This is a genomic window from Acidaminobacter hydrogenoformans DSM 2784, from assembly GCF_900103005.1.
In the GTDB taxonomy this organism is placed as follows: domain Bacteria; phylum Bacillota; class Clostridia; order Peptostreptococcales; family Acidaminobacteraceae; genus Acidaminobacter; species Acidaminobacter hydrogenoformans.
In genome coordinates this window covers 13,613-27,553 of the sequence record NZ_FMWL01000008.1, presented here as the reverse complement: position 1 = coordinate 27,553, position 13,941 = coordinate 13,613, and the positions used below count along the sequence as shown (strand labels likewise).

Genomic DNA, 13,941 nt, shown 5'->3' with positions numbered 1-13,941 from the left:
GTCCTACAGCACCGGCTCCGGCACCAGCCCGGAAATGGCGCGGGAAGGGCAGACCGGGATACAGTGGTTGCAGCCCACACACTTGGCAGGATCAAAGCTGAGCTTCCAGTCCGGGGCGCCTATGGTCAGGGCCTTGATGCCGCATACTGATGTACAGAGGCCGCAGTCCGTGCAGCGGTTCTCGTCAATGGTGATGACGGACGGGATCAGCTCTGCGCTCAGACCCAGGTCTTGCAAATAGGCCAGGGCATCCGCGATTGCCTTGGAGGGGCCCTCAATGTCGTAAAGGATGGAGCCCATGAGGTTAAAGTCAATGTTGGCCTTCAGAATGTTGAGCTTCAGGTCAAAATGCTTGATGAGCTCGTAGGTCACTGGCGTGTTGGTCAGTGCCGTTGGGAATCTCATATAGAGTTTTGTCTTCATTATTCAAGCACCTCCGCATTGGCCATTTTCTTGACGCCCTGGTTTTGTGGGAAGAGTTTCACCGGTGCCTGGAGCTCAAAGCTGCCCTCCTGGATTTTTTCTTTCAGGATCTGAGCGATCTCACGGGATTTTCTGAGGCTCGTGGTTGGGGAGGTCTTGACCCTTTTTCCGTTGATTTCTATCTGACCGCTTTGAAGCTCCGCATAGTTGACCTTTCGTACCACCGGCCTTGAAAGGCTCTTGACGGAGTAGTCAATGAGGTTGGTCTCAATATCCGCGTTGCGCACGGCACAGAAACGCAGCATTTCCCGGTCCAGCAGCGGGATTGGAATGCCAATCCCCACGTTGAGGGAGGTGCCATAGGCCTTGAAGACCGCCGGGCTGATGAACTTCGTGTCCATTTCCTTCAGGTCGCCTATGATCGCCAAAGTCGCCCCTGTGCCGATAGGTGTGCCATTTTCATTTCGTACCGGCGCCGTGTTGCACTGGGTGCCGTTCCAGGACACGTAGCCTACGGCGCCACCGACTAATAGTCTCGTCCCTATGCCTATGGTCCTGAGCTCGGGGTCGTTCAGCAGTGGGCTGAGCTCGCCGGAAGTGGCATAGGTGACGTTGCCGTAGTTGGGGAGTAAAGTGCCCATGTAAGTATAAACTGCCTCTTTGGAGCCATTTGTGGCGGCAGCGTAGTTCTGGTAAGCGTTACGCGGGTTGAACAGATAAGCCTCGTTCAGGTCTTCAAGACGGACGGTGGCTTTCATTTTTTTGCCCGGGTAGCAGTCCGTGCCTTTGCTGGTGGCTTCCAGGACGATTTCCTTGCCGTCGATCAGATCGCAGATGACGTGGGCGCCGCCGTATTCGTAGCCCTGTTCCTCAGATTCCGCAGTAGCGCCTATGTAAGTGTCCACCGCAGCCAAACCGCCGTAGGCTTCGACCTTGTTCAAGGTCAGCTTTTCGAGGCGGGTTGGGGGATCCGTGTGGCCAAAGTTCAGGAAGGCCCCGGAAGAGCACATAGGGCCAAAGGTCGCAGTGGTCACGACGTCTACCGACTCAAATACCGCGTCCTCGCCGTCGCGGTCGATCATTTCAAGGATCTCCTCCGCCGTGCAGACGACGACTGAGCCGTTTCTGATTTTTTCGTTGATTTCCTCAAAGGTGCGTTTTTCTCTTGTGTCATTCAAGTTGGCTTCCTCCGTTTCGTTCTTGTGCTTCACGCCTGGCGCGCTGAATTTCCGCGCTGGCGTGGTGTTGGATTTTGAATTTTGATCTTTTGGCTCGGTGCTCAAAAAGATGATCAGACCGTTCAGACCATAAAAAAAGCCCCGCCGACGGCAGAGCTTACGTAATCACGCATTCCTCATCTTTCGGTTAAACCGCTGGATTTGGCACCACGCCTCATAGGGCAGGTTGCCGGACTTCATAGGGCCAGTTCCCTCCGTCTCTCTGGATAAGAGTCATCTCAAGTGGGATGACGATTATTTAATTGAATTAATTATAGTGATCTGAAGTGGGGATGTCAAGGGGTAGCGGTGGTTTTTTGCCGATGGTCGCACTGACACTATCTCTGAAATTGTTTGTTGTATCGAATTCGATTGCTTACCTGTTATTATAGTCTTAGATCTATTCGAAAGAATTGCTAACGAAATTCCAAATTCACTCAGTCATTAGACGGTTTAAAGACCTTTGATGCGTATGATCAAATTGTCGGAATAATCATAAATTTTGAAAGTGAGGGTAAGAGCATGAAAAAAGTCAACAAAGCGCAGCTCCGTCTTCCAATTTTTATCCCTATGGCAACACTGCTCGGACTTGTATTGATCGTTGGTCTCGTTTCGCCGAAAGCTCTGTATGACGGTCAGAATGCTATTGTTTCGTTTGCTTTTGATTCATTTGGATGGCTTTTCCAGCTTAGTAGTGTCATCTTCTTTTTCCTTTGCCTGTGGGCCATGTTCTCGAAATTTGGAAATATTCGCTTGGGTGGCAAGGAAGCAACCCCAACCATGAGTCTGTGGAACTGGTTTGCGATCTCACTTTGTGCAGGGATTGCGACAGGCATCCTGTTTTGGGGTATTGCAGAACCCATCACGCATTTCATGTCGCCTCCGGACGGATTAGGTCTTGAAGCGGGATCAGAAGGCGCAGCAATGTTTTCTATGTCTCAAACCTTCATACACTGGACATTCCTCCCTTATGCCATGTATGGCATAGCCGGTCTTGGCATTGCCTATGCAACTTTCAACTTAAAACTTCCTTATACGGTCAGTTCAATTCTTTATCCTGTCTTTGGGAAAAAGATTAATGGTGTGGTCGGTGATGTCGTTGATAACCTTTGCATGCTGGCAATGGCAGGCGGCGTTGCGGCAGTCCTCGGCGTAGCAACTATGCAGATCAGCAAGGGTATCGAAATACTGACAGGACTCGAACAAAACAAGTTCATCTGGGTCGCAGTCGTTGGCCTCATTGTCGTTACCTATGTCATCTCCAGTTATACAGGTCTGAACAGAGGTATCCGTTTCCTGTCAGATGCCAATACCAAGCTTTTCATTGGTATGCTGCTGTTTATTTTCATCCTTGGTCCAACGAACTTCATTCTCCAGATTGGTACACAGGGCACAGGTCATTTCATTCAGAATTTCTTCACCCAGACACTTTACTTAAGCCCGGTCAACGGCTCTGAGTGGCCTCGCTGGTGGCCAATTTACTACTGGGCAATCTGGCTTGCCTACGCACCGCTTACAGGCATGTTCCTCGCGAGAATTTCAAAAGGAAGAACGATCCGCCAGTTCATGATGGTGAATTTGTTTATGCCGGCGATGTTTGGACTGCTTTGGTTCTCTGTTTACGGTGGTGCGGCAATCAATTTAGAAATGAATGGTGCAGGGCTTTGGTCTGCTATACAGCAGGGCGGCCTTGAAGTCTCCGTTTTCGCCTTCCTTAAGAACTTCCCATTATCAGGCCTTACAAGCACATTATTCTTAGTTGCGATTTATATTTCAGTCGTAACCCTTGCGGACTCCATGACAACGACCGTCTCTTCACTTTCAGTTCGCGGCGCAGGCAATAATGCCTTGGTTGAACCTCCAGCACAAGTCAAGATTTTCTGGGGTGCCATCATGTCTTCAATCGCGATCGTCAACCTCATTGCGGGCAAAGCGGGTGAAATCAGCGGTATTGACGCAACGAAACAGATTGCCACAGTCGCAGGCTTCCCACTCTTGTTCCTGATGCTCTTGATTGGCTATAGCGCTGTAGCGATGCTTGTCAAATATGGCACCATGGAGCTGAATGGCTTATCGGTAGACCAGACCGTTGAAGAGCAAACTACAAGTCAATCCATGGTTATGGCTGATATGGCTGAAGCCGAATAAGAGAGAAGAATCTATAGGGACTGAATAAGGAGGCAACATGAGGATCAATTTTACTTTAAACCATAAACAGGTCAGTGCCGAGGTCGAGCCCCTGGAACGCCTTATCGATATGTTAAGAAACCAATTTGGACTGACAAGTGTCAAAGAGGGATGTTCAGAAGGGGAATGCGGCGCGTGCACCGTTTTGATTGATGATCTGGCAGTCACTTCATGTACAACACTTGCAATGCAGGTCAATGGATGTTCTGTTGTGACGACTGAGGGATTAAAAGACAGTGGAGAGTATGACGATTTGCAGAAATCATTTGTTGAACATGGCGCTGTACAATGCGGCTATTGTACGCCAGGCATGATTATGTCAGTCAAAGCCTTGTTGCTCTCAAGTCCAAGTCCAAGCCAGGAAGAAATCATTCGATCTATTGAAGGCAACCTTTGCCGTTGCACAGGATATCATCCTATAATAAAAGCCGTTAAGGCGCTTCAGGGAGGGGAGCTTCATGATTAGCCAATGCTTGCAGCCGAGTTCCCTGGAGGCTTTAAAGCTTGCACTCGTCCAGTCTGACAGGCCGCTTTTCGCCGCAGGGGGCACCGACCTCGTTGTGAGAATGAATCGACAGAGCATGACTCAGTCCACTTTGATTGACCTTAGTCATATGGATCCGCTGAAGGTTATAGAAAGACGTGGGGATAAGCTCTTTATTGGTGCTATGTGTACTATGCAGACACTATCGAAGTCAGCGCTTGTTCAGAGTGAAGCGAAGCTTCTTTCGACGGCGGCAGATCATGTTGGATCGACACAGATTAGGAACCGGGCGACCATAGGCGGAAATGTGGCTAATGCGGCGCAGTGTGCAGACACTGTGCCTGCGCTGATCGCCCTCGAGGCTGAGATAGAACTGATGGACAGCAAAGGGTTGTATAGGACGCTGAAGGTTGATGATTTCGTCCTGGGCATAGGCAGAACAAGGCTTGAGGAAAATGAAGCCATCACTGGATTTTATCTGCCGGCTGCCCGCCTTCGCAGTGCGGGTGGCTACGCAAAAATTGGGTCCAGGGAAAAGGTGACCATAGCAAAACTGAATGGCGCCATGAGCTGTATTCAGAAGGACGGTCATATTGGCCAAGTACGTGTCGCCCTTGGTTCCCTTGGCGCAAGGGCATTCTATGCTGAAGCGCTTTCAGAAAAGCTTGAAAACCTTCCCGTCAGCCAACTACTGTCTGAAGAAGTGCTTCAGTGGTTTGTGGAGGAAGTGGATAGAGCCATCCCAGGGCGGGCGTCACAGCCTTACAAGAGAAATGCGGTCAAGGCAGTGGCATTCTCGATGCTGGAACAGACGATTTTCGAGAGCGGCAGGTGATGGATATGAAAAAGACGAACTACAACTATGTTGGAAAGTCGGTAAAAAGACAGGACGGCCTTCAAAAGGCTTCTGGCGAGATGATGTACACTAACGACAAAAAAAAGTCTGGCATGCTGTATGCAGCCTTGGTGATCTCAGAGAAAGCCCATGCAAAGGTTTTGGCCATTCATACGGAAGCGGCACTGCAGGTCGAAGGTGTCGTGAAGATCTATACAGCCTCAGAGGTGACAGATCAGCTATACAGTGCCCATATCTGGTATCCAGAGATGAAGGATGTAGAGGACGAGGCACTGCTTACAAACACACCCAAGCATTACGGGGACCGGATTGCCTGTGTAGTGGCGACCTCGGAAAATGCTGCCCGCAGAGCAGCAGGCGCAGTTAAGATTCAGTACGAAGATTTGCCGATGGTTCTGACACTGGACGACGCGCTGGATCCATCAAAGCCCTCCATCCACCCTTATGGCAACGTTTCACCCTGGATTGAGAAGTCTTTTGGAAATACCGATTTTGAACTTTCAAGGGCTTTCAAGATCATTGAAGATGAAGTCGAAACCCCTGCGCAGCATCACGGCGCCATTGAAAACCATGTCTGCCTGGCCTATTTTGAAGATGAAGTACTTCATGTTGAAACCCCATGTCAGATCACTTTTCAAGTCCAAATGATGCTGGCCAAATTGACCCAGCTTCCAATGACCAGAATCAGGGTAGTGAAGAATGTGACGGGCGGTTCTTTTGGCGGGAAAAGCCAGCCAGTGGTGGAGCCTTTATGCGGCTTTATTGCCTATGATTTGAAACAGCCGGTGCTGTTAAACCTGACGCGTGAGCAAAGTATTGTTTCAAGCCGCCGCAGAAATGGCGTCCGGGGAAAGGTGCGCACAGCGGTCACAGAAACGGGTCAGATCCTGGCAAGAGAAATCGACATGCTGGTGGATACTGGGGCCTATTATGGCAATGGAACCGCAGTGGCCATGGCCATGGCAAAAAAATCCTCAAGACTTTACAAAATGGCCGCGCAGACTTACAAAGCAAGAGTTGCTGTCACGAATACACCTGTTGGAGGCGCTGCGAGGGGATATGGCTCTCCGCAAATTCATGCGGTTACAGAAATCAATATTGAAAACACTGCCCGTGAACTTGGCCTGGATCCACTTGAGTTCAGACTTGCAAATCTTATGTCTTCTGGTGATGTGGATCCGCTCGGGGGGCCGCCTCTTGGCAATGCTCAAATTGAGGCTTGTCTCAGGCAAGGTTCTGAGGTGTTTGGCTGGTCAGAAAAAGTAAAACGGCAGCCGGATGGAGGCAGGTTTAAAACAGGCGTAGGCATGGCGGCTATTGTACATGGCAATGGTTATTTCGGTGCATTTCCAGAGTATTCAGCTATGCAGATTACGTTAATGATGGACGGAAAAATTTTGGTCAATTCAGCGCTTCATGACCTTGGCTGTGGAACAGTGACAATTATTCAACAAATTGTGGCCGAAGCTGCCGGGGTGCCACTTGAAGCGGTTCGCGTTCTCGAGTCGGACACACTGAGATCACCCTATGAGCCAACAGGCACGCAGGCCTGCCGGGTAACCTACGTCTGTGGTGAGGCCGCAAGGCGAAGCGCAGAAATGCTGAAGGAGAAAATTCTTTCCAAGGCGTCTGTGTTAGCAGAGATACCGTCAACGTCACTGAATCTTATTAAAGGCATTATTGTGAATGAAGGTGGCGAAATGGTCATGGAACTGGGTCAGCTCACCCGTGTATTGCACCAGAAAATGGGCGAAAGTATTGAAGTTCGTTATGTGCATCAGGCGGAGGGGAATCCTGGGTCCTATGCGGTTAACTTCGCGGAAGTGGTTGTAGACACTTGGACGGGACTGGTCGATGTCAAGAAAATAGTCTCAGCCCACGACATAGGACAGTGCATCAATCCGGAATTCGTAAAAGGCCAGATCTATGGCGGCATACAAATGAATCTTGGTATGGCCCTCTATGAGAAGATGGAAATTACCCCTGAAGGCATTGTAAAAAGCAGCAACTTTAGCAAGTATCATGTGGTCAATGCACCCTCCATGCCTGAGATCGATATTGTCTTGGTCGAAGAAGGGGAAGAAGGCGGTCCATACGGCGCGAAGAGCATAGGGGAGTCCTGCGCGGTGGCCACGGCGCCAGCGGTGATTAACGCCATTAATCATGCACTTGGAACCAGAATTTCAAAACTGCCGGCGACCCCTGAGATTATTGTGTCAGCAATTCAGGCGAAGGAGTGAAGGACAGCTTATGACCATTATACTTGACGGCGCGTCGTTGACGATTCAGTCGCTGATCGATATAACCCATCACCAGGCACAGATTGAGATTTCTGAGGAAGCTTTTGAGAGACTCAAATCCTCCAGAACACTTGTCTTTAAACTTTCAGAAAGTGACGTCCCTATTTATGGGTTCACTGTGGGTGTTGGATGGAATAAAGACAAAAAAGTGTTTGGACGTTATTTCGCAGAATATAACAGAAACTTGATCTATGCACACTGCGTTTCGGTAGGGCCCTATTTGAAGGAAGAAGAGACGCGCGCAGTCATGGTATCCAGATTGAATGCTCTTTTGTCTGGCCGTACCGGGATCCAGCTTGAAGTTGTTGAAATGTATAAAGCGTTTTTGAACGCAGGGATTCACCCGCGCATTCCATCCAGGGGAAGTGTAGGAGAGGCGGATATCGCCAACTTGTCGCATATTGGACTGGCTATGCTGGGAGAAGGTGAGGTGGACTACAAAGGACGTATAGTTCCGGCGGCAGATGCTTTGATGGCGGAAGGCTTAAAGCCGGTAGTGCTCGGTCCCAAAGACGGTCTTTCCATAGTTTCTTCAAGTGCACTGGCCGCTGGTACAGGGGCAATTGTTCTTGACCAGGCCCTCAAAGTTGTCGAAATTGCCAATGCTGTCTATGCGCTTTCCGTTGAAGGCCTTGACGGTAACATTACCCCTCTCAGGCCGGAACCCAATATGGCCAGGGGAATGCCTTCACAATCAGCATGTGCCGCGCAGCTTAGAGGTATGTTGTCGGGAAGCTACCTTGAAAAAAAGGGTATCAGCAAAACCCTTCAGGATCCACTAAGCTTCAGGTGTGTTGCAGGTATTCATGGTGCGGTGCTAGACGCGATTGAATACGTTCACCGATTTCTCGCCATCCATCTTAACGCTACGGATGACAATCCTTGCATTATACCGGAAAGCGAAGAGATTATTTCCTGCTGTAATTTTGAAATCACAAATTGGGTCTTGGGATTTGAAATGTTGGGTCAGGCTCTGGCTCATTTGTCAAGAAGTGCCTGCCATAGGACTATAAAGCTTTCAGATCCTTATTTCACAGGGTTATCCAGGTTTTTGAGTCCTGATGAAGGTGTTGTACAAGCTTTCCAAACCATTCAGAAGCCGTTCACCGCCCTTGATGCAGAGATCCGACATCTGATCAATCCGGTTTCTACGGACTATTACTCCGTTGCGGGTGAAATTGAGGACCATGCGACAAATGCGCCTTTTGTTGTACAGAAAACTGCCAAAATCATTGATAACCTTTATTACATTCTTGGGATTGAAGCCTTACATGCTGCACAGGCTGTTGATCTGAGAAGGGTAACGGCCCATGGCAAAGGCTCTAAGGTACTCTATGAATCCCTTCGAGACGCTGTTCCTTTTCTGGAACAAGACAGGCCACTGTCCTATGATATTCAAAAAGCCTATGAAGTGTTGACGGATTCTTCTCTGATTGAGTCTATAAGAAAGACAGCCGGAACATTAATGCCTGAAAATTGGTAGTCGAATATTAGAAAACATTAAGGTGAAGCGTGACTGAAACGCTTCACCTATTCGGCGTAAATGGTGATAAATTTTTGTTGCATAAGCTGATTATGAAATGAAAATTGCGTAATGATCAGGTATGATAGAGATGATGGCTATAAAAAAGGGAGTGATGCCAATGGTGATTGAAGTCAAATTGATGGGTGTTCCAATGGTTTTAAAGGATGGACAACCCGTCTTGTTCAAATACCAAAAGGCCGAAGCCGTCTTCTATTACATAGCTTTTCACAGAAAAGTCGATCGTTTTCAGGTCATGCATTTATTTTGGCCTGAGGAATCTGAAGAACGTGCCAGAAAAAATTTGAGAAATGCTTTGTATTCCATACGCCAATCATTTGAAAGTCCAATCTTCTTAAGTGTGGGTCAAAGATTGATTTGTTTTTCAGAACAGACAGAGCTCAAAATAGATCTTGAAGCAGCAACGGAATCTGATTATTTGTTTATGGAGAATTTCACCATAAAGGATGCGCCGCTTTTTGATGAATGGATTGCCTTGACGAGAGATGAATTTAAAGATTCTGTGATCCTGAAATTGCAGGAACGCTTAAATTCTTTGTCGAATGTGGATCCAAATATTGAAATAATCTGCAAGAAGTTATTAAAACTGGACCCTTACAATGAAGGCATCGCCAGAAAAATAATGCATTATTATATGGCCACAGACCAATATGGAAGATGTGTTGAGGTCTATACCAAATTATGTGATGTCCTGGACGCAGAGCTGGGAATTTCTCCTGAGCCTGAAACAGCTCAAACTTTTCGTGAGTTGGTTGAATTAAGACGAAAGCTGCCAAAATCGAATAAAAAAGAAAACAGCTTTTTCTTTAGCCGCAAAAATGAGCTGGACGATATGATCAAGTGCTTCGATGACGTACAACGTCATGGCAGGACTGGGCTGGTGCTGATTTCAGGTGAACCGGGAATTGGAAAAAGTACGTTGCTGAAAAAGTTTACAGTAAGCATTGAAGCCATAGTCAAAACTATATACTCGGTGACACTGCATGAAGGGGATCAACGTCATGCTTTTAAAGCTTGGATGCCAGTGGTTTCTGAGGCTTATGAGAAGCTTGAAAAGTCTAAGAATCAGCTTAAGCCAGCTTATTTAGACGCTTTAAGCAGGGTGTTCCCCATTGGTGTGAAGGGAAATGGGGGTGGGGTTCCTTATGCTATTGAAAAGCAATCGCCCATGCATCTTTCGTCTTTAGCTCAAGCACTGACGCATCTTCTATCAATCGTGCGAAAAGAGGAACCCCTCTTAATCTGTTTTGAAGATATTCAGTGGATTGACGAATGGAGTCTTGCACTCTTAAACCAGTTAGTGTCTGGTCAGTCACCATTAGCGAATACGCTGATTGTTGCCACCTCGAGAAATCCTGAAGTCTCTGATCACTGGAGTCGATATCCTGACATTCAGCTCTCTGAGCACTTCATAAAAATTGAATTGACCAGATTTAATGAGGTTGAGACACGTGAATTCATTGAATCTTTTCTAAAAAGAAAGCAATTGGATTCGAATTATCAAAGATTGATTTACCAGGAATCTGAAGGGAATCCCTTATTTTTGGTGGAATTTTTGAATGGCATAATAGCGAAAGGCGATTATGATTCTGTGCCTCAAAAGATTAGGACACTATATAAAGCGCGCTATTACGCATTGTCCCAAGAGCATCAGAAGATCGCTGATTTGATTTCCATTTTCTCTGACACCATTTCATGGGACGAACTTAAGACGCTCAGTGGAAAAGATGATCTTCAATTGCTTGAGTTGATAGAGCATTTGATAAAACAAAATTTTGTTAAGGAAATACCAGAAAAAAATGGAAATGTAAAGTACGGCTTTACCCATCAAAAGCTCAGAGAGTTCGTCTATGAAAATCAATCGGCAACGAAAAGAAAACTCCTTCACAAAAGAGTGGGCGAGTTTTATAAAGATCAATTAATTCAAATGCCAATGGATCGCAATCTATACCCTAAATTGGTGTTTCATTATGAACGCGCTGGAGATAATGCCAGCCTGCTCAAGTACAGGATTCTAAATTTGTTTGACGAACTCGAGCTGACCCATGAACTCTTTCCGCGAATTAAAGAAGTCTCTATGGTCGGTCTTAGACAGCGAGACGGCGTCAGGGATCGCGCCATTGATAAAGAAATTGAGCAAATTGACAGTTTGATGAAATCGCTGCCCCCACATCAAATGGAAGATAAGCTGAAACTCGAATATCTCAATATGATTAGTCGATATAACATCATTAATGGAAATGTTCAGCGTGGTTATCAACTGACGCGAGAAATGATTAGCTTGGCCAAAGAATGTGAAGAGATGGACTTTGTGTATAAAGGATATCTCCAAATGATCTATCACTGTATCAATCAATGCCAGGTGCATCAAATGGAGCATCTGATTGAGGAAGCCCTGCGATTGTTTAAAAGCAATGCGGACAAGGGTGAACTCGGTGTTTTAATCCGTTTAAAGGGATACCTGATGATTATCAAGAACCGATTTAAATTGGGTGAATCGTTACTGATCAGTGCTGCTAAAATTTTTGGAATGGAGCCGTATAAGGAGCAATATGTTTTGAATTTGGTTGCGACTTACTATTATCTTGGTGAAAGCAGACGACTTCAAAATGATTATTCTGGGGCATACGAATGGTATAAAATGGCTGAACAGATTTGCCTGGAACATGGATTTAATGGTCATCTTGCTTTGGTACGAAGTGGGATTGGCATTGCAGCCTATGATACAGGCCAATATGAGGTTTCCAGGTCGCTTTTGGGGTTAGCGATCGAATACTATGATCATTTCAATTTCATGTGGGGACAGGTTTCTGTCTTTGCGTACTGGTCACTCCAGTGCTTTAGGGACAACAATTATAAAACTTGTCTCGAGTATTTGACTAAAGCAGATCAATGTGCTGAACTTGTTGACAGAGCTTATGAAAAAGGCTTGGTTCTGAGAATTAAAGCTGAAATGTGCGGACTCAACAGAAGCTTGCCAGGGACACAAGAAATTAATGATTATCTTGCGCTCGAAACACACAATTATTGCAGAGAGGCAGTTCAGTTTTTCTCACTGCATGAAAGCTTTACTTACGAAGCAAAGGTATTAAAGGATATCCAGCGCGTTTGTGGACAGTGCAGCCATTATTCGGTTTAGCCCGCAATTTGAAGTGACAGCACTGCGCGTTTACTATTTTATGAGCGTGGCGAGAATTTTGAATAACGCAATTATTAAAGAAATACCAATTGATCTAACGTGGCGACTACACGATTAGAGAGCAGTTGGTATTTTTTTTGATAAAAACGAAATTGTCTCAAGCTCACATGTTTGTACTATTGAGTTATGATTTGTGCTGATGAATGCGGGTTAGAACACCGTCATTAGTCTTTTTGAAGTCATTGATGTGAAATGATGAATATATAATTGCTGCATTACTTACTGTGAATAAATTATACATAGGATTAGTAAGCTTTCTTAGAGGGGGAGGAGACATGAAGAAAAAGTTTGTGCTTAACGGGTCTGAATTTCAATGCGATTCAGTATTTGATTTTATTGAAAGTCAATACGAAGGTATTAAGGTTGATGTGGATTTAAGTGGCTATACATCCGTGAACTCAGAGTCTACAGCCAATGAAGAGAATGCCGGGCGTTTGGAGCTTTACGCGAGAACACACGCTGTTCTTTTTGGCGAGCTTCTGAATCCTGAGACAGGAGGAATAGCGCTCTTTTTAATGTTAAAGGAAATGCTGGATCATCCTGAGCTTTATAGCAGAGAGTCCATTGAATATGTGATGCTATATCTCGAATTTGGCATTGTTCCATTGGTTCATGCTGCCGGGAGAAATGAAAAAGCGGCAATATCTGAAATTGTATTGTGCTTGTGTGGAACAGAGGATACATTGTGCAAATATCAAGATAAAAAACTTAAGTCATCTGAGATCTATAACAGGTTCAATCTGACTGCGGCTCCATTTGTCGCGAGTGAAATTGAAAGCTTATTAAATTTGAGCCTGGTATCGACGGCTATAGCTTTCATAGCTTGTAAGAAAGCCATTGAACTTGTGAAAAATGCAGATCTTTGTACTGCGCTTAATATGGAAGCCATTCGGGGTGAACTGGGTGCTTTCGATTACAGACTGCATGAGTACGGTCGACCCTATAAAACTCAGATTAAATCAGCGGAGAATATCAGAAGAATTCTTCATAATAGTCAAATGACTACAGAACTTGCACGAGAAGCTTTTGGCGGTGATCATGGCGCAAGGTGTCAGGATGCCATTTGTATCAGAGCCGTCCCGCAAACCCATGGCGGTGCCCGGGACATAGTTGAGTGGCTGCAGAATGTGTTGAATTCAGGATTAAAGAGCTTCCAAAAGTCTGAAGATCCTTTGTTGGGATATGCGCTCGATATGCTGACCATTGTACTATCTGATTTGGGGAATATTAGTGAAAGAAGAAGTTTCAGACTCACGGATTCTCAGTTGTCGTATGGACTACCAATGAATTTGGTTGCAGAAAATCCTGGATTTAATCATGGATTTCCAGTTGTCCAGGCGGCAGCAACTGCCATTCTTGGAGAATTGAAACTGATGGCGCTCCCAAGCTCGATCTGCTCGAAGCTGAATTGTTCCTCTGGTGAATATCAATCCGCTTCGTATCTCGCTGCTTTGAAAAGTTTGAGAGCTTGTGAACATCTTGAAAAAATACTTTCTATAGAAATGTTAATGGCAGTTCAGGGGATGGATTTTGTGAAATCTAAACTGTCTGAATTCAATTTTGGAGTAGGCACTGATGTTGCTTACAAGACTGTTAGAGAACATATTAAGCCGCTAAAATCCAACCGCTATTTGATTCCGGATTTAAAAATGGCGAATCAGTTAATTTCTGACAATGTTGTGCTTAATTCAGTTGAAGAAGTCATTGGAGGCTTGAGGTGAGGAGGGAGATC

The 13,941-nt window shown here is 46.0% G+C and carries 9 protein-coding genes and 1 riboswitch; of the genes, 7 read left to right on the top strand and 2 right to left on the bottom strand.

Annotated elements, in window-relative coordinates; translation table 11 throughout:
* Nucleotides 1–3 precede the first annotated feature (3 nt).
* Together BLP63_RS09080 and BLP63_RS09075 are read right to left on the bottom strand one after the other, a co-directional pair.
* Nucleotides 4–423: an NIL domain-containing protein gene (locus tag BLP63_RS09080; protein WP_092590758.1), complete on the bottom strand. Its 420-nt coding sequence runs from the start codon at nucleotides 421–423 to the stop codon at nucleotides 4–6.
* Nucleotides 423–1,601, bottom strand: coding sequence for a homocysteine biosynthesis protein (locus BLP63_RS09075; protein WP_242870858.1), 1,179 nt, complete (start codon nucleotides 1,599–1,601; stop codon nucleotides 423–425). The genes BLP63_RS09080 and BLP63_RS09075 overlap by 1 nt, the downstream gene beginning before the upstream one ends.
* Nucleotides 1,602–1,774: 173 nt before the next feature.
* A riboswitch (SAM riboswitch) is annotated at nucleotides 1,775–1,874 on the bottom strand.
* A 288-nt stretch (nucleotides 1,875–2,162) separates the two neighbouring features.
* On the opposite strand from BLP63_RS09075, the gene BLP63_RS09070 reads away from it, so the two are divergent.
* The 7 genes from BLP63_RS09070 to BLP63_RS09040 all read left to right on the top strand — a co-directional run bounded on the left by BLP63_RS09070 (nucleotide 2,163) and on the right by BLP63_RS09040 (nucleotide 13,930).
* Nucleotides 2,163–3,788: a BCCT family transporter gene (locus BLP63_RS09070; RefSeq protein ID WP_092590756.1), complete on the top strand. Its 1,626-nt coding sequence runs from the start codon at nucleotides 2,163–2,165 to the stop codon at nucleotides 3,786–3,788.
* A gap of 37 nt (nucleotides 3,789–3,825) precedes the next feature.
* Nucleotides 3,826–4,293 carry a (2Fe-2S)-binding protein gene (locus BLP63_RS09065; RefSeq protein ID WP_092590754.1) on the top strand — a complete coding sequence of 156 codons (468 nt, stop codon included), beginning with the start codon at nucleotides 3,826–3,828 and terminating at the stop codon, nucleotides 4,291–4,293.
* Nucleotides 4,286–5,146, top strand: a complete 861-nt coding sequence (locus BLP63_RS09060; RefSeq protein ID WP_092590752.1) for an FAD binding domain-containing protein — start codon at nucleotides 4,286–4,288, stop codon at nucleotides 5,144–5,146. The genes BLP63_RS09065 and BLP63_RS09060 overlap by 8 nt, the downstream gene beginning before the upstream one ends.
* A 5-nt stretch (nucleotides 5,147–5,151) precedes the next feature.
* Nucleotides 5,152–7,407: a xanthine dehydrogenase family protein molybdopterin-binding subunit gene (locus BLP63_RS09055; RefSeq protein ID WP_170829382.1), complete on the top strand. Its 2,256-nt coding sequence runs from the start codon at nucleotides 5,152–5,154 to the stop codon at nucleotides 7,405–7,407.
* A 10-nt stretch (nucleotides 7,408–7,417) separates the two neighbouring features.
* Nucleotides 7,418–8,950, top strand: a complete 1,533-nt coding sequence (locus BLP63_RS09050) for an HAL/PAL/TAL family ammonia-lyase (protein ID WP_092590749.1) — start codon at nucleotides 7,418–7,420, stop codon at nucleotides 8,948–8,950.
* A 160-nt stretch (nucleotides 8,951–9,110) separates the two neighbouring features.
* Nucleotides 9,111–12,149 (top strand): AAA family ATPase, encoded by a 3,039-nt coding sequence (locus BLP63_RS09045; protein ID WP_170829381.1) that lies wholly within the window; start codon nucleotides 9,111–9,113, stop codon nucleotides 12,147–12,149.
* 335 nt (nucleotides 12,150–12,484) lie between these two features.
* Entirely contained in the window at nucleotides 12,485–13,930 is a 1,446-nt protein-coding gene (locus BLP63_RS09040) for an aromatic amino acid lyase (RefSeq protein ID WP_092590745.1), read from the top strand.
* Nucleotides 13,931–13,941: the final 11 nt, after the last annotated feature.